General features: G+C 62.2%; 12 protein-coding genes. 6 read left to right on the top strand and 6 right to left on the bottom strand.

Translation table 11 applies throughout. The features are described from left to right. Positions 1 to 30: 30 nt before the first annotated feature. Complete coding sequence (locus tag E4633_RS02255) at positions 31 to 1,875, bottom strand: TIGR04442 family protein (protein WP_135868645.1); 1,845 nt, start codon at positions 1,873 to 1,875, stop codon at positions 31 to 33. A 31-nt stretch (positions 1,876 to 1,906) separates the two neighbouring features. Beyond that, positions 1,907 to 2,662: a GPMC system MBL fold metallohydrolase gene (locus tag E4633_RS02250; RefSeq protein WP_135868644.1), complete on the bottom strand. Its 756-nt coding sequence runs from the start codon at positions 2,660 to 2,662 to the stop codon at positions 1,907 to 1,909. Positions 2,663 to 2,818: 156 nt separating this feature from the next. On the opposite strand from E4633_RS02250, the gene E4633_RS02245 reads away from it, so the two are divergent. The 6 genes from E4633_RS02245 (at position 2,819) to E4633_RS02220 (ending at position 8,376) form a co-directional block, all read left to right on the top strand. After that, on the top strand, positions 2,819 to 3,841 hold the full coding sequence (locus E4633_RS02245) for a GPMC system family 4 glycosyltransferase (RefSeq protein ID WP_135868643.1): 1,023 nt from the start codon (positions 2,819 to 2,821) through the stop codon (positions 3,839 to 3,841). A 229-nt stretch (positions 3,842 to 4,070) separates the two neighbouring features. Continuing rightward, positions 4,071 to 5,576, top strand: coding sequence for a methylmalonyl-CoA carboxytransferase subunit 5S (locus E4633_RS02240; RefSeq protein ID WP_135868642.1), 1,506 nt, complete (start codon positions 4,071 to 4,073; stop codon positions 5,574 to 5,576). Positions 5,577 to 5,598: 22 nt separating this feature from the next. After that, entirely contained in the window at positions 5,599 to 7,143 is a 1,545-nt protein-coding gene (locus tag E4633_RS02235) for an acyl-CoA carboxylase subunit beta (protein ID WP_135868641.1), read from the top strand. An 11-nt stretch (positions 7,144 to 7,154) separates the two neighbouring features. Continuing rightward, positions 7,155 to 7,355 (top strand): hypothetical protein, encoded by a 201-nt coding sequence (locus E4633_RS02230; RefSeq protein ID WP_135868640.1) that lies wholly within the window; start codon positions 7,155 to 7,157, stop codon positions 7,353 to 7,355. Positions 7,356 to 7,370: 15 nt separating this feature from the next. Beyond that, entirely contained in the window at positions 7,371 to 7,775 is a 405-nt protein-coding gene (locus tag E4633_RS02225) for a biotin/lipoyl-containing protein (RefSeq protein ID WP_135868639.1), read from the top strand. A gap of 136 nt (positions 7,776 to 7,911) precedes the next feature. Beyond that, positions 7,912 to 8,376 (top strand): CHRD domain-containing protein, encoded by a 465-nt coding sequence (locus E4633_RS02220; protein WP_135868638.1) that lies wholly within the window; start codon positions 7,912 to 7,914, stop codon positions 8,374 to 8,376. Positions 8,377 to 8,663: 287 nt separating this feature from the next. Here the strand turns inward: E4633_RS02220 and rmuC are convergent, their stop codons facing one another. The 4 genes from rmuC to recB form a co-directional block, all read right to left on the bottom strand. Then, positions 8,664 to 9,986, bottom strand: coding sequence for a DNA recombination protein RmuC (gene rmuC / locus E4633_RS02210; protein ID WP_135868637.1), 1,323 nt, complete (start codon positions 9,984 to 9,986; stop codon positions 8,664 to 8,666). 2 nt (positions 9,987 to 9,988) lie between these two features. After that, positions 9,989 to 10,786 (bottom strand): alpha/beta fold hydrolase, encoded by a 798-nt coding sequence (locus tag E4633_RS02205; protein ID WP_135868636.1) that lies wholly within the window; start codon positions 10,784 to 10,786, stop codon positions 9,989 to 9,991. Positions 10,787 to 10,856: 70 nt separating this feature from the next. After that, positions 10,857 to 12,659 carry an exodeoxyribonuclease V subunit alpha gene (recD, locus tag E4633_RS02200; protein WP_135868635.1) on the bottom strand — a complete coding sequence of 601 codons (1,803 nt, stop codon included), beginning with the start codon at positions 12,657 to 12,659 and terminating at the stop codon, positions 10,857 to 10,859. A gap of 32 nt (positions 12,660 to 12,691) precedes the next feature. Next, on the bottom strand, positions 12,692 to 16,144 hold the full coding sequence (gene recB, locus E4633_RS02195; RefSeq protein WP_135868634.1) for an exodeoxyribonuclease V subunit beta: 3,453 nt from the start codon (positions 16,142 to 16,144) through the stop codon (positions 12,692 to 12,694). Positions 16,145 to 16,213: the final 69 nt, after the last annotated feature.

The raw sequence follows: 16,213 nt of genomic DNA, 5'->3' as shown, positions 1-16,213 counted from the left end.
GGGCGGGTGTCAAGGGGGATGGGGATGGGGTTAGTTGAACCCTTTCCTGATCTGGTACAGCTCTTCGAGGTCCAGGCCGTTCAACTCGAAGAACTCGCGCTCGAGTTCCTCGACGTAGAAACGGTCGAGGCCCGAGTTCTCCAGGAAGTCCTCGCGCAGCGCCCAGTTCTTCTCCAGGATGATCTGCGGCAGCAGGTTGTGGATGTACACCGCCTCTTTCTTGATGGTGAGGATCGCCTCGCGGAACAGGTGGTCGGGGATCTCACCGTCGATGAGCCTCTTGTTCTTCAGCTCCTCGGCGAGCTCCTTCTTGAGGGCGTCCTGATCACCTTTCGTGGCGTACTTGGAGTAGAAGTTGCGGATGCGATCCTTGATGTGGGCGAGCAGGGTGAGGTGCAGGCGCTCGTCGCTGTCGATATTCACCAACTGATCGAGAAGTCCGGTTGTGGTGAGGCGGTTTTCCTCGATGAGCTTCAGCCCCGCGGCCAGATGGCTCACCTTTTTCCTGCCGTAGATCCCAAGGTACTTGTCCTCGAAGATGCCGGAGAGGAAGAGCTTCGTAAAGAGGTCGGGTGCGAGCATGTCGAAGGCGTGTTTGTTGCCGAGCAGGCTTCGGATCATTTCCTCGGAGATTCGCACGTTCTCCATGAAGGCGAGCTGGTTGATCGCCGAGGAGGTCGCGTCGTAGCGGTCGAAGTAGGTGATGATGTAGGAGTAGCCTTCCAGGATGGAGATGTCGGCGCCGTCGCGGATCTTCTCGTCGCAGGCCTTGCTGGCGTCCAGAAGCATCTCCTCGAAGGCGTGGTCGCGGTTCTCCGCCGCCTGCTTTTTGGCGTAGAGGAGTTTCAGCATGTCTTCGGCGTCGATGGTGCTCTCGATCTGCCGCTCGGAAAGAAACATCCCTTCCAGGATGGTGCGGGTCTCGGAGATGTAGTTGCTCTCCTCCAGGTCGACCAGCTTCTTGTCCTTCTTGAGCATCTCGTCCAGGGTGTAAAAGAGCGCCCCTGGGATCTTGTTGCGCACCGAAAGGGTCTTCAGGCGCGTCAGGCGCGCGTTCTCGAGCTTGTTGATCTCCCCCTTTCTGTTGCAGGCGATCAGGATGTTCTTGTACTCGTCGACGATGCGCCGGTTGTCGGGATGCTTGTACATCACGTCGATCCGGATCCTCTCCTGCTGGTAGCGGTCGATGCCGTAACGCTCGGCAAGGACGGCCAAGGACTGGAACTCGGAATCGGTGATCTTCTTGTTGTTGAAGTAGAGCGCCTTGAAGGCCTCGCTGTACTCGCGGTGCCGGACGTTGATCAGCTTGAAGAGGAAGAGGTGGGCGTTGGGGTCGTCGATGATGTCGAGGATTTCCCGGATGATCAGGTTGTCCTGTTCCTCGCCGACCGCGCCTGAGCGCTTGAGCGCCTTGCCCAGCACCCTCAGGATGCGCTCCTGCTGCTCGGGCATGGGAGCGGAGAAGTCGACCCCGGTAAGGGCGAAGAAGTAGTTGAAGATGGCGTTGCCGTCGAAGAAGATCTTGTCGTAGCTTACGTATCCTTCGGTGCGCTCGCTGAACCTCAGCGTGCCGGAGCGGTTGTCGTAGTGGGTGCCGTAGATGATCAGACGGTTGGAGACATCTTCCTTGGCGAGGTCGGCGATGGGCTGGTCCACCCCGAACATGTACTCGCAGAAGGAGCCGCCATTGCCGCGGTGGCTGATGCCGTTCTTGCCGATGATGAACTCGTTGCCGGGAGAGAAGAAGCGGATCTCGCCTGGATCGGTCGGATCGGTGTTGAAGAAGTACCGGTTGTACGCCTCGCTGCCCGCCGTGATGGCGTAGAACTCGATCTGGTCGTTTGCATAGCCGTGCAGCCGAATGTCTCTGAACATCAGTTCCGTCCGTTCTTCAGGTCTTAGTTCCTCAAAGCTCGAGCGTCATGCCGTCGTAGGCGAACTCCACCCCGTTAGGGAGGCGCTCGCCGTCGCTGTGGTGCACCTCGTGGGTCAGGTGGGTCAGCACGGTGCGGCGCGGTTTCAGAATCTCGGTGATCCTCAACGCACCCTCGATGTTGAAATGGTTCGGGTGCGGAGAGAAGCGCAGGGCGTCGATGATCATCAGATCGAGCCCCTGCAGAAGTTCCATGGAGGCTTCCGGTATCTCGCTGCAGTCGGTAAGGTAGGCAGCGTCGTCGAAGCGGTAACCGGTAGCCAGGAAGGAGCCGTGCCTGATGGGGACGGGCGTGATCCGGCAGCCGAACAGGTCGAAGGGGGCCTCCACCGGGTGCGATTCCATAAGCGGCGAGTATCCCTCCGAGCAGAGCCCCTCGAAGATATAGGAGAAGGTGCCGCGCACCTGTCCGATGGTGTCCGGGCTGCCATAGCACGGGATCACCTTGCGGTGAATGAAATGGAAGCCACGCAGGTCATCTATGCCGTTGATGTGGTCGGCATGGGTGTGGGTGAGCAGAACGGCGTCGATCTGCGGTACCCCTTCCCTGAGCGCCTGCGTCCTCAGGTCGGTAGAGGTGTCGACGAGGATGCGTTGCCCCTGGGACTCGACCAGGATCGAGGCACGTGTTCTTTTGTCGCGCGGGTCAGAGGAACCGCAGACCTGGCAGTGACAACCGACCATGGGGACACCGGTCGAGGTGCCAGAGCCGAGGATGGTAATTTTCATGTGTCGCACCTCGGAATGGTGCGTAAGGTACCATGAACGTTTGAGTGAGGCAAGGGTTTATCCCTTGCCTAGTGCGGGTTTTGCGGCTATTATCTGAACCTGCCGCGGTCGCGGCTTTTTAATGATCCGGTGGAAATACTCCTGCAGAGGTTCTTAATGCGTGTCGGCATTGTCGCCCCCAATTACTATCCAGCTGAAACCGGCAATGCCGTTACGGTAAGACGTATCGAGAGCGAACTGAGGCTTCTTGGCTGCGAGGTGCAGGTATTCCCGATCGACCGTCTGTCGGGAGAGCGCCTGCAGGAGGCGGTAAAAGAGTTCCAGCCGCAGCTTTTGCATGCCTTCCATGCCTACCACGGCGGGCGCGTGGCCTACGCGCTCTCCAAGCAGCTTTCCATCCCCTATCTGATTACCCTGACCGGCACCGATGTGTACCAGGCGCTGTGCGATCAGCGTGGGCTGGAGATGCACGGCGCGCTGCGCGGTGCCGCGCGGCTGGTCGCCTTCCACGGCTGCGTGAAGAAGCGGCTGGGGGAACATCTGCACAGCCTTGAGGAGCGCACTGTCCTGATCCGCCAGGGGGTCGAGCTTCCCAATGATTTCACTCCTGTTGCGTCCGCGGAAGGGAAAGGCAAGTTCACCTTCCTGCTTCCCGCCGGGCTGCGTCCGGTGAAGAACGTGATGTTTCCCCTGGCGTCGCTTGCCGAGTTGCACGCACGCCATCCGCAACTGCGCCTCGAAATAGCCGGCCCGGTGCTCGACACGGCCTACGCCGCCGAGGTGATGGAGGCCTTGGAGAGCTATCCGTTCGCCCGATACCTCGGCGTCGTGCCCCATGATTGCATGGGAGCGCTTTACCGGAGGGTCGACGTCGTGCTGAACACCTCCCTAACCGAGGGGGGGATGGCCAACACCGTCCTGGAGGCATCGGCCTATGCGAAGCCGCTCCTCGTTGCTGACATCGAGGGGAACCGTTCCATCGTGAAAGACGGCGTGAACGGCCTCGTTTACCACGGCGCGGCGGAGTTCAAGGCCAAGGCCGAGCACCTGCTGACCGACGCCCACCTGCGCGAACGCCTGGGTAAAAACGGACGCGACCTCGTGCGCGAACAGTGCTGCCCCGAGAAGGAAGGGCAGGCTTACTACTCTCTCTACCAGGAGATCCTCGCCCAGGCTTAGGATCGCTCCCTTGCGGGAGGGGGGAGCTTTACGCTGTTTGTTTCCCGCCGCTCTCATCTACCTCTCTCCTCTTTTCTGAAGTCACCGCTCAACAATTCCCGCCGCTCCTGTATCTCCCCTCAGGCTGTGTCCACTCCTTCCGAACCACTTTGCTTAAAATCCAGATTAGCTATTGCCAATGAACCCGGTTCCCGTAGACTATCCCTTCGTGACAAAAGGGAGGAAAGACATGAACCGACTCATCGACATCACCGAGCTGGCTCTGCGTGATGCCCACCAGAGCCTCATCGCCACGCGCCTCGGCATCGAGGACATGGTCCCCGCCTGCGAGGATCTCGATAGCGCGGGGTTCTGGTCCCTGGAATGCTGGGGGGGCGCCACCTACGATGCCTGCATCCGTTTCCTGAACGAGGACCCGTGGGTGCGGCTCAGGACCTTCAAGGCGCTCATGCCCAAAACACCGCTGCAGATGCTCTTGCGTGGGCAGAATCTCCTGGGATACCGCCACTACCAGGACGAGGTGGTCGACCGTTTCGTCGACAAGAGCGCGGAAAACGGGATCGACGTCTTCCGCATCTTCGACGCGCTGAATGACCTGCGCAACATAGAGCGCTCGGTCAAGGCGGTGAAGAAGTGCGGCAAGCATGCCCAGGGCGCCATCTCCTATACGGTGAGCCCGATCCACACCACTCAGGCTTACGTGGATCAGGCGAAACGCCTGGTCGAAATGGGGTGCGATTCGATCTGCATCAAGGACATGGCGGCGCTCATCAAGCCCCAGTCGGCCTACGAGCTCGTGCGCGGCATCAAGGAGAGCTGCGGGGAGCAGACCCGGGTGCAGCTGCACGTGCACGCCACCACCGGCGTCACCATGGTTAGCCTCATGAAGGCGGTGGAGGCAGGTGTCGACTGCGTCGATACCGCGGTGAGCTCGATGAGCCTCGGACCGGGCCATAATCCAACCGAGAGCTTCGTGGAGATGCTGGAGCATACCGGGAACAGCACGAGGATCGACCTCGCGCGCATGCTGCGCGTGAAGGAGCACTTCTCGAAGATCCTGCCGCGCTACCGCGAGTTTCTTTCCACGGTCACCGGCGTGGAGACTGAGATCTTCAGAAGCCAGATCCCTGGCGGGATGCTGTCGAATATGGAGAGCCAGCTGAAGCAGCAGGGGGCGGCGGACCGGATGCATGAGGTGCTGGAAGAGATACCGGTGGTGCGCAAGGATACCGGTTACGTGCCTCTGGTGACCCCGACCAGCCAGATCGTCGGAACCCAGGCCGTGCTGAACACGCTGATGGGGCGCTACAAGGTCCTTACCGGTGAGTTCGCCGACCTGATGCTCGGCTATTACGGCGCCGCTCCAGGAGTTTTGAACCCGGAGGTGGTCGAGATGGCGCGGCGGCACGCGAAGAAGGAGCCGATCGATGTGCGTCCCGCCGACCTGTTGGAGCCGGAATGGGGCAAGCTGCGCGCAGCCGCGCTGCCGCTTGAAGGGTGCGACGGCAGCGACGAGGACGTGCTCACTTACGCGCTCTTCCCGCAGGTGGCGGCGAAGTTCTTCGCCACCCGGCACGAGGGGCCCAAGAACGTCGGGCGCGATCCAGAGACCGGCGCGTCGGAAACCAACATCCCGGAGGGGCACCCAGGAAAGATCACCGGCCCCGTCACCTACACGGTCACCCTGAGCGGCCAACAGCACAAGGTTACCGTGGCGCCGTACGGCCAAGAGTAATGCCGCACGCAGAGGAGGGCTCATGTCGATAGACGAGAAGGTAAAGGAGCTGAACGAGAGGAAAGAGCGGCTGAAGCTTGGCGGCGGACGGGCAAAGATAGACGAGCAGCATGAACGGCAAAGCCTTACCGCCCGGGAGCGCATCGAGAGCCTGGTCGATAAGGACAGCTTTCAGGAAATCGGACTCTTCGCCCGGCACCGCTGCACCAACTTCGGTATGGCCGGGAAGGAATTCGCCGCAGAAGGGGTGGTCACCGGAGCGGGTAGCGTCGGGGGACGGCTGGTGCACCTGGCGAGCCAGGATTTCACGGTTGCCGGCGGTTCCGCGGGTGAGGTGCATAGCGACAAGATCGTCCAGGCGATGCTCGCCGCGCTGAAGACCGGCACCCCCTTCGTGTTCATGAACGACTCCGGCGGTGCGAGAATCCAGGAGGGGATCGACTCGCTGGCAGGCTACGGCAAGATCTTCTATCACAACGTCATGCTTTCCGGGGTGGTACCGCAGATCTCGCTCATCTGCGGCCCGTGTGCAGGCGGCGCCGCGTACAGCCCGGCCCTCACAGATTTCATCATCCAGACGGCGAACGCGAGGATGTTCATCACGGGGCCATCGGTCATCAAGGAAGCGACCGGTGAGGAGATCACCGCCGAGGCCCTGGGCGGCCCGCTCTCCCAGATGAACTACGCCGGGGTCGCGCACTTCGTCGCAGAAAACGACCTGGTGGCGCTGCGCATCTGCAAGAGGCTCCTCTCCTTCCTTCCCTCCAACAACCTCGAGGATCCGCCCCAACTCGAGGCGGACGACATCGTGGTGCCGGACAAGACGCTGAACACCATCGTCCCGATCGACCCGAAGAAGAGTTACGACGTGCGCCAGGTGATCACGCGCTTGGTGGATGGCGGCGATTTCCTCGAGGTGCAGCCGCTTTTCGCCGCCAACATAGTGGTCGGTTTCGCTCGCATCCTCGGGCGGAGCGTGGGGGTGGTGGCAAACCAGCCGAGCGTGCTCGCCGGCGCCCTCGACATCAACGCCTCGGACAAAGGGGCGCGCTTCGTCCGTTTCTGCAACGCCTTCAACATCCCGCTCATCACGCTGGTGGACGTTCCGGGATTCCTGCCGGGCGTGCAGCAGGAGCAGGGAGGGATCATCAGGCACGGCGCCAAGCTGCTCTTCGCCTATTCGGCCGCCACGGTCCCCAAAATCACCGTGATCATGCGCAAGGCCTACGGGGGCGCGTTCCTGGCCATGTGCGGCAAGGAACTGGAGACGGACCGGGTCTTCGCGTGGCCGACCGCGGAGATCGCGGTGATGGGGCCGCAGGGGGCGGTCAACGTGATATTCCGCAACGAGATCGCGCAGTCCGAAGATCCGCAGCAGAAGCGCCGAGAACTGATCGAGTCGTACCAGAGCACCTTTGCGACCCCCTACGCGGCGGCTGCGCGGCGTGACGTCGACGACATCATCGAGCCGGCGGAGACGAGACGTCATCTCGCCATGACGCTCGACATCCTGCACACCAAGCGGGAGTTCCGCCCCATGAAGAAGCACGGCCTGATCCCGCTTTGAGGAGGCTTACCGTGGAAGAACATGCAGGGAAACATGAGGAGGTAACCCCGGAATTGTTGATGGTGATGGCGGCATCCATCGCAGCCTATCTGGGGAAGAACGTACGCATCCGCAGGGCAAGGTTCGTCGATACCATGCAGGCGAACGCCTGGGGGCAGTCTAGTCGCGTCGTGCTGCAGGCGTCGCATAACTTGAACCTCAGGAGAGGGTAGTAAAAGGAGACCACCGTGCAACTGACCATGACGATAGACGGAAAGAAGTATCGGGTTGACGTGGAAGTCGAAGAGGGCGAAGAGGTTCGGCTGGCGGAATCGTTCCCTACTACGACGGTGCAGGCGGTTACGCCCCCTTCGGGGGCCATGCCGATGGCCGCCCCCGCCCCGGTTACCGGCGCTCCCCCAGGTGGCACGGCTGTATCGGACAAGATCTGCCGGAGTCCGATTGCCGGTGTCGTTTTCAAGGTCGTGGCGCAGGTCGGTCAGCACCTGGAGGTGAACGATCTGCTCGTCGTCCTGGAAGCTATGAAGATGGAGACGAACATCACCGCGCACATGTCCGGCACCGTCGATAAGATCCTCGTTTCCGTGGGTGAAGCGGTGCAACCGGGACAGCCCATCGCGGAGTTCGCATAATCCCTCGCGAGGGACCTTCCGGGCCTATGCTGACTAGAACCTCTGCGGAGGCATGGAAATTAAATGTATAGTGTTTTTTGAATAAAGGGTATAATCGCCGGTAGTGGTAACAACAAGGCTTTAGAGGAGGCAGGAAATGAAAAGGATAAGGCTGCTGATGCTGGTGGTTCTGGCTGCGTTCTTTGCTGTCTCAACCGGGTATGCCGCTGAGCACAGCTTCAAGGCAAAACTGACCCCGAAGGAAGAAGTGGCAAAGCCTGACGCCAAATCTTCCGGGAAGGCCGAATTCAAACTCAGCAAAGACGGCAAGGAGCTGACTTACAAGCTCCACGTTAAGGACGTGGTCGACGCCAGTGCGGCACACATCCATGTCGGCAAGAAAGGGGAAAACGGTCCTCCGATTGTCGGGCTCTTTAGCGGTGGCAAGAAAGGGAAATTCAGCGGTGTTCTCTCCGAAGGTAAGGTCAGCGGCAACGACCTGATGGGCGACTACAAAGGTAAATTCGACGAGCTGGTAAAACTGCTTCGTTCGGGCGATACCTACGTGAACGTCCATACCGACAAGTACCCGGACGGCGAGATCCGCGGGCAGATCAAATAACGGCTAAAGCGGCCGCGCAATAAACAAGCCCGCCGGCACTGGCCCAATGGACCATCTGCCGACGGGCTTTTTCTTTGGTTCGTCCCAAGACAACAAAGGCCAGGGAAAGGGAGACCATCGAGCACGATGGTTCGAGAAATTCGCTGGAACATGGAGACCGCTCCCACGAAGCTCTGCATGAGCCCAAACGTTCCCCCCTTTGCGAAGGGGGGACAGGGGGGATTTGCCTCTGCCAAGCCTGCAAGAAATCCCCCTAAACCCCCTTCGCAAAGGGGGACTAACCCTCTTTACAGCTCTTCGATGAGCACCGCCTCGCTTACCTCGGCTTCCGCGCCGCTGCCGAAGTCTACGCCCAAAATCGCCTTCGCCTCATGCTCAGGCAACTCCTCGATCCCCTGCATCTTCCTCTGGATGCGGCGGGTTCTTGTGGCCGCGGTGTCGATGCTTGAGGATGCCTCGTCCAGCTTTTTCCTGGTCTTGTCCAATAGGGTCCCGAAGGTCATGAACTCGGTCTTGATCGCGCCCAGAAGGCGCCAGACGTCGCTGCTGCGTTTCTCGATGGCCAGCGTCTTGAACCCGAGGCTCAGCGAGGAGAGGAGGGCCGCGATGGTGGTCGGGCCGGCGACGATCACTTTGTGCTCACGCAGGATGGCGTCGAAAAGCCCAGGGCGGCTCAAGACCTGCGCGTAGCTCGCCTCGTTGGCTAGGAACATGACGGCGAAATCGGTGGTTTCCGGCGGCGCCAGGTACTTGTCGCAGATCAGCTTCGCCATCCCCTGGACTGTCCTGTCGAACTGCTTCGTTGCCTCGGCTACCGCGGCCAGGTTTCCCTGCTCTTGCGCCTCGACCAGACGCAGGAAGTCCTCCTGCGGGAACTTCGCATCGATGGGGAGCCAGAGCGGTTTGTCGTCCTTGCCGGGGAGTCGGACCGCGAACTCGACGCGGGCGTCGCTGCCTGGCTTGGTGGCGACGTTCGCGCTGTACTGGTCCGGGGTGAGGATCTGCTCGAGCAGGTTGTGCAGTTGCACCTCGCCCAGCGTTCCGCGCGTCTTGATGTTGGAGAGGACCTTTTTCAGATCGCCGACGCCGGATGCCAGCGATTGCATCTCGCCCAGTCCCTTGTGCACCTGCTCCAACTGCCCGCTCACCTGCTTGAAGGATTCACCAAGTCGCTTCTCCAGGGTCTCATGCAGTTTTTCGTCCACGGTGGCGCGCATCTGTTCGAGCTTCTTAGAGTTATCCTCCTGAAGCCATTTGAGCCTGAGTTCAACCGTCTCGCGCAGTTTGTCGAGTCGCTGTTCGTTGCTCGCGGTGAGGGCGCCCAACTGCTGCGTGAAGCCTTCCATCTGCCCCTTTTGCAGCGACGCGATGTCCACCATCCGTTTCTGCACCGCCTCACCGAATTGTCGCAGGCTCCCGCCCAACTCCTCGCGGTTCCGGCGCAGCTCGTCCTGAAGGGTCCGCTCCAGCCGCTCGAGTCCCTTCTCCAACTGATCAAAGCGTGCCTCGGACGAGGTGAGCCGTTTCAGGTGCAGGTAGCAGAGGATCGCCACGGTGAAGGTGGCGGCGAGTAGAAGCAGCAGGATGAGTTGCAGCAGGTCGGTTCCCATGGCTACTCCGGTAGCGATTTAAGAAAAGAGATCATGGTCTCGTTGAAGATTTCAGGCTGTTCCATGTTCACCATGTGCCCTGCCTTTTCGATGACCTTGCTCCGGCAGCCGGCAAGACCGTGGATCAGCGTCTCCGCTGTTTCCGCGGGTGCGGCACGGTCTTCCGCGCCTGCGATCACCAGGGAGGGTTGCTTGAACGTGGGGAGGAGTGCAGTGTAGTCCTTGCGGTCGCTCATGCCGAGCAGACCGCCGGCGAGCCCCTGCGGACGGGTTTCGCGCATCCATGCGGTGACGCGGGCGATCAGCGCCGGGCTTTCCTGCGAGGTCTCCGCCGCGAACAGCAGTTCGGCGAAGATCTTGATGATAGGGTTGGCGCCGAGCCTTTCCGCCTCCGCGGCCATGGCCTTTCTCCGCTCGCGTCCCGCTTCGTCGTCGGCGTTGCTGCGGGTCGCGATGAAACAGGCGGCACGGACCCTTTCCGGGTAGCGCTCCAGGAGGTTCATGAGGATGTATCCCCCCATGGACATGCCGCCGATAACCGTCTTGTCGATCTTCAAGGCATCCATGAGGGCGATCATGTCGTCGGCGAGGAGGTCCATGCTGTAGGGCCCGGTGGGGGCGTCGCTTGCGCCGAAGCCGCGCAGGTCCGGGGCGATGACACGGTAACCGGCGTTGGCGATCGGCTTCAGTTGCGGTTGCCACATCTGGCGGTTGAGAGGAAAGCCATGGATGAGCAGGACGGCTGGGCCTTGGCCGGCTTCATCATAGGCGATGTTTATATCATTAACGATGCAGTTCATGGTTGCTCCTTGGCAGTGGATGATGTGGGTCTCCCGTAGGGCGATGGGGGCTTGTGAAGGCATGCGGAGGTCAGATTATTGCCCCCCAAAGACGTTCGCGCAGACCTGACCGCCTGATCACGCGACGCTCGACGGTTGAGAGGAACAGATCTTCTGTGGCTAGAATCTCGGCGGAGCTCTTCGCCCTGGTGATCGCGGTGTAAAGCAGTTCCCGCGTCAATACCGACGTGTCGCGGTCGGGAAGGACGAGCAGGACGCGGTCGAACTCGGAACCCTGGCTTTTGTGCACGGTCATGGCGAAGGCGCACTCGTACTCTGGGAGCCTGAGCGACAGCACCTTCCGCATGCCGCCGGAGCCGGAGGGGAAGAAGGCGCGCAGCTCACCGCCGGATTCGGCATCGGGGAGGATGAGTCCCACGTCGCCGTTGAAGAGCCCCAGGTTGTAGTCGTTTTTGCTGATCATGACGGGCTGCCCCGCGTACCAGCGTCCGTGCGGATGGATGAGCCCGGCCTGCGCCAGGCGCTGCCGTACGAGCTGGTTGACGGCCTCGACACCGTACGGCCCGCTACGCATGGCGCACAGGATGCGGAACCGGCTGAATTTGGCGAACGCCCCTTCGGGGCTCTGCTCGTGCAGGTATTCTGCATAGCCGTCGGTGATGCGCTTGGCGAGGGCGTCGGCCAAGCCACCGGCAGGGGGGAGCGACGCCAGCGAGACCTCGGGGAGGGCCGGATCGAGGCAGGCGGCAAGGGCAGCGACGGCGTCACCTGCGTTCACCAGCGTGCCGATCTTGCCGATGCCGCCGGTGGAGGAGAAACGGTAGCTTTTTTTCAGCAGCACCACGGCATCGCCCAGCGGTCCCAGCCCCGGCTGGACTGATACGGCATCGCCCGCAACTTCGGCGGTAAGTGCGTCAAACTCGGGGGAGAAGCCGTGCACGGCGCCGGTATCGCACATGTCGCCCAACACCGCACCTGCCTCGACAGAGGCGAGCTGGTCCCGGTCGCCCAGAAGGATCAGGCGGGTGTCCCGGCGCAGGGCGCAGAGGAGCTTCGCCATGAGCGGCAGGGATACCATGGACGCCTCGTCCACGATGACGACGTCGTAGGGAAGGGGATTCTCGCTGTTGTGGCGGAAGCCGCTGGATCCCTTCAGGTATCCGAGGAGCCGGTGCAGGGTGAAAACGTCCTCCGGGATGAGGCCGCGCACCTCTTGTTCCGCCTTGTCCAGGCCGGCGGCGATGGATTCCTTCAGGCGCGCGGCTGCCTTACCGGTGGGGGCGGCGAGAGCGATGCGCAGGGCGCTCCCGGTGCCAAGAGCTTCCGCCTGTTCCAGAAGGAGTGCCAGCACCTTAACCACGGTGGAGGTCTTGCCGGTGCCAGGTCCGCCGGAGATGACGCAGAAGCGCCTGGTTACGGCTGCAAGGGCGGCGACCCGTTGCCAGTCCGTTTCTCCCGGCGTTGCGGGGAAGAGCCGGGCAAGACCCTGCTTGAGACGCTCGCGGTCGAACTGGGCGGGCTCGCCGCGCTTGAGGATCGCCTCTGCGAGTTCGTTCTCGTAGCGCCAGTAGCGCTGCAGGTAGAGCCGATCGGCGTGGTCCAGGATGAGCGGCTTGAACTCGCCGGGAGCCCCTACTACCGGGGCGGCGGCAAGTCGCTCGCGCCAGGTCGCAACCGACTCTAGCCGGTACCCGGCGGCACGACCCTCGTCGAGCGCGCCTGCGAGGTCCAGGCAGACATCCCCGGCCGTCACGCCGCGGCTCAACAGGGCCGCTGCCGCTTCCAGGTGGGGATCGCGGCTTCCCGCCTGCCTGCAGATGAAGGCGGCGAACTGCCGGTCTATGTCGTTTAATTGCGCTCCTTCAGGAGTCATGGGGCACCTGTAAATCAAAAAACATCAACGCTTTAGAACAAATCCAAACTCAACTGCTGATCCGACGCTTTCTTGCTCTTCCTGTCCGCGTTCCCTCTCCCGCCGGTGTTCGGTCCGCTGGCGGGGCTTTGCCCACCGTAGGGTTCCGACCCGGAGGCGGGGTCTTGCCCACCGTAGGGTTCTGACCCGGAGGCGGGTGAGGGCTGCGCTTCCGGCTGATGCACCGTCTCCGGCAACAGCACGGCGGCCAGTTCGGTGATGAACTCCTTCGGCGGCCGGTCGGCAAAGACGCCGTGTCCCGTGCCGTCGACACCTCGGAGGAAGAGGTAGAAAATCCCTCCGAAATGGCGGTCGTAGTCGTAATCCGGGACACGCAGCCGCAGGTAGTTGTCGAGCGCCACGGTGTAGAGGAGGTACTGCAGCGGATAGAAGTTCTCCTCCATCTCACGTTTGAGAGCTGCAGGGCCGTAGTCCGAAGGAGCGTTGCCCAGGTGGTTCGACTTCCAGTCCACGATGTAGTAGCGCCCGCCGTGCTCGAAGATGAGGTCGATGAAACCGAGCAGCATCCCCCGGACCGGCGCGAAGGAGAGCCGGGAGAAAAGCTCGGCCATGTCCACCGGGAAGCCCACCTCCGCCCCCTGTGCGGCCATGAAACGCTCCGCCGCTTCTTTCAGCCGCTCAGAAGTAAGCGCCGCGAGGGGGAAGAAGAACTCGAGCTCGGTGAGGCGCCGCTCCGGCCCTACCTCTGCCAGGGTGATTCCCTGCTCTCCAAGCGGAGCCGCAAGGACGTTCCCCACCATGTCGCACACCGCCTGTTTCCAGTCGGCGGAGAAACCGTGCTTGTCCAACTCGCCCTCGACCAGTGGCGCGAGGCGCTCGGCCTTCTGCGTGAAATCGAGCTCCTCGAAGATCTTGTGCAGGAAGATGCCCGCCTTCGCCCCCTTGGGGAAGGCGAAGATACCGGCAGGCTCCACGTCGCGCACCGGGTTTTCCTCGCCCAAGCTTTCCTCGTCGTGGTCGGGGAACTCGGCGGTGTGGGATGCGTGGTGCCGGCTGCTGGAAAGTGAGGTGAAGCTCGCCACGCGCCAGTCGCGGGAGATGGCGCCGGTGAAAACAACGGGTGCCAGTTCGGGCGATTTCTCCTCGCTCGGCCGGTAACCCTGCAGGTCGGCGGGCGGCATGGTCAGCACCTCGATGTTGCCGGGGGACGAGGTTGCTAGCTCGGCCAGGCGCTCGAGGATGTCGTCGTCGCAGATCGCCACCTGCCCTTTTACCGCGCTATGCCCCGGATGCAGCAGGTAATGCAGCGAACTGTCGCCGGCGTCCTTGAAGGCGCCCCAGATGACGTAGGTGCGGTGCTTACCTCGGGTTAACGCGACGTAGAGTAGGCGCAGGCTCTCGGCGAGCGCTTCCTGTGCCGCCTTCGCCCGGCTTTGTTCCATCTCTGGTGAACCGATGTCGAGGACGACACGACCGTTTCCGTCGTGAAAGAGCGCACCCTCGTCCTTGCTGCCGGGCTCGGCCCATGAGAACGGGAGAAAGACGATCGGGTACTCGAGCCCCTTGCTCTTGTGGATGGTGACGAGCTGTACCGCTTCCTCGTCCGTCTCCAGGCGTACCTCGTACTCTTCTTTCTTGGGATCTTCGGTGATGCGGCCGGAGAGCCAGGTGACGACACCTTCCATCCCGAGGCGCTCCTTCACCTGGGCCTGGTGGATCGTCTCGACCGCGTGCAGCACGTTGGTGAGGCGTCGCTCCCCCATCGGCCCGGCGAGCAGCCGCTCGCGCACCTTCCGCCGCTCCATGAACTGCAGCGCCATCGCCATGCAGCTCCCGGCGTTCCAGGTGTCGTGGTAGCCCCGGAACTCTTCCAGGATCTCTTCCCACTTGTCCTCGTCATCGATGAGCTCTGCGAGCTCGGTGCCGGTGACGCCGACCAAGTCGGTCGCCAGCGCGCCGCGCAAAAGCGCCTCGTGTCCCGGCTGCGCCACGGCGCTCAAAAGCCTCAGCAGTTCGGTCGCCTCCTCGGATTCGAAGAGGTTTCCAGCGTTGCAGAGAACGCTCGGAATCCCCCTGCGGGTGAGCGCCTGCTGCATCAGTTTCGCTTGATGGTTCGCACGCACCAGGACGGCTATGTCACGCGGCCGGACCGGCCGCCGCTCCCAGTGCTCCTCTTCGCCATCCTTTTTCAGCTCGTCGACGGCGAGCTTCCCAGCGTTCGCGTCACGCAGGAGTCGTGCGATCTCGGAGGCCACCGTCTCCGGGAGGAGCTCCCAGGCGTCTCCCTTGTTGATCGGTTTCCCTGGCTCGGTGCGGGGGGCGAACCAAAACTTGAGCGGTGCCTTGCGCTCGCCGTTCTCCTTCAGGACGCTGCTTTCCTTGGGCGCGGCTTCGACCTTGTTGAAACCGATTTTTTCGTGCAGGAAGGGGAGCTCGCGCGAGTCGAAGACCGCGTTCACCGCTTCGATGAGCGTCGCCTCGGAGCGGAAGTTCTGCAGCAGGGTATGCCGCTTTTTGGTCGCCTCTGCCGCCCCCATGTAGGCGAAGATGTCGGCGCCGCGGAAGCTGTAGATGGCCTGTTTCGGATCGCCGATCAGGAAGAAGGGGAGCTCGCAGTCCGCGGGATAGACGGCGTCAAAGATGGCGAACTGGACCGGGTCGGTGTCCTGGAATTCGTCGATCAGGGCGGCCTGGTAGCGCTCACGTATCAGCTTGGGGAGCGTGGAACCGGTGCGGGTCAGCGCGGCGTGCAGGTCGGCTAAGAGGTCGTCGAAGGAGCGGACGTTTTTCAGCCGCTTTCGCTTTGGGAGTTCCGCGCGTAGGTAGTCGAAGAAGTTGCGCTTGAGCGCGAGGAGCCACTCCGGTATCTCCTCGGTGGCGGCCGGTGCGGCGGGGACGACGGCCGCGTACGGGTCGCCGCTGACCCGCTTTACGAGTTTCAGTAGCGACTCCGGGGTCACCTTCGCATGGTCGGCCGCGGCGATCCGCGCCACCGGGGCGCCGTAACAGTTGATGCGCCAGTAGTCCTGGGCGATCTCGCTTAAGATCTTTCCCTGGTCGGTGACGAGTTCGGTGTCGCAGAGCGAGCCGCTCTCGAAGGGGTTGTCCTGCAGCATCCTCTGGCAGAAACCGTGGATGGTGAAGATGGCGGCCTCGTCGAAGCTGCGCACGGCGCTCGCCAGAAGCCTTCTCGCCCGCGCGTGATCCGCGGTCCGTTCCATGATCCCCGCGATTAGGAAGTCGTCGCTCGACCCTGCCTGGAAGCCTTCTTCCGCGTCCTTCAGCTTCTTCCTGATGCGTTCCTTCAGCTCCTTCGTCGCGGCCTCGGTGAAGGTCACTACAAGGATGCGCGACACGTCGAGCTCTTCCTCGATGACCAGGCGCAGGTAGACCCCGGCGATGGTGAAGGTCTTGCCGGTGCCGGCACTCGCCTCGATCAGGTTGCGCTCGGCAAGCGGGGTATGTAGGAGGTCGAATCTCTTCATATAAATCCTCCCTCTCCCACCGGGAGAGGGGCGGGGTGAGGGCGTTGCAATGGGCAATTGCGTCACTTC

The organism is Geomonas terrae, assembly GCF_004791675.1.
GTDB classification, from domain to species: domain Bacteria; phylum Desulfobacterota; class Desulfuromonadia; order Geobacterales; family Geobacteraceae; genus Geomonas; species Geomonas edaphica.
The sequence above is the reverse complement of the archived record's forward strand: the minus strand, read 5'-3'. Positions and strand labels throughout refer to the sequence as shown.

Bases quoted from the DNA above. Each gene is read 5' to 3' on its own strand.
- E4633_RS02255 (WP_135868645.1), bottom strand. From the start codon at position 1,875: ATGTTCAGAGACATTCGGCTGCACGGCTATGCAAACGACCAGATCGAG.
- recB (WP_135868634.1), bottom strand. From the start codon at position 16,144: ATGAAGAGATTCGACCTCCTACATACCCCGCTTGCCGAGCGCAACCTG.
- E4633_RS02245 (WP_135868643.1), top strand. From the start codon at position 2,819: ATGCGTGTCGGCATTGTCGCCCCCAATTACTATCCAGCTGAAACCGGC.
- E4633_RS02235 (WP_135868641.1), top strand. From the start codon at position 5,599: ATGTCGATAGACGAGAAGGTAAAGGAGCTGAACGAGAGGAAAGAGCGG.
- rmuC (WP_135868637.1), bottom strand. From the start codon at position 9,986: ATGGGAACCGACCTGCTGCAACTCATCCTGCTGCTTCTACTCGCCGCC.
- E4633_RS02240 (WP_135868642.1), top strand. From the start codon at position 4,071: ATGAACCGACTCATCGACATCACCGAGCTGGCTCTGCGTGATGCCCAC.
- E4633_RS02250 (WP_135868644.1), bottom strand. From the start codon at position 2,662: ATGAAAATTACCATCCTCGGCTCTGGCACCTCGACCGGTGTCCCCATG.
- E4633_RS02220 (WP_135868638.1), top strand. From the start codon at position 7,912: ATGAAAAGGATAAGGCTGCTGATGCTGGTGGTTCTGGCTGCGTTCTTT.
- recD (WP_135868635.1), bottom strand. From the start codon at position 12,659: ATGACTCCTGAAGGAGCGCAATTAAACGACATAGACCGGCAGTTCGCC.
- E4633_RS02205 (WP_135868636.1), bottom strand. From the start codon at position 10,786: ATGAACTGCATCGTTAATGATATAAACATCGCCTATGATGAAGCCGGC.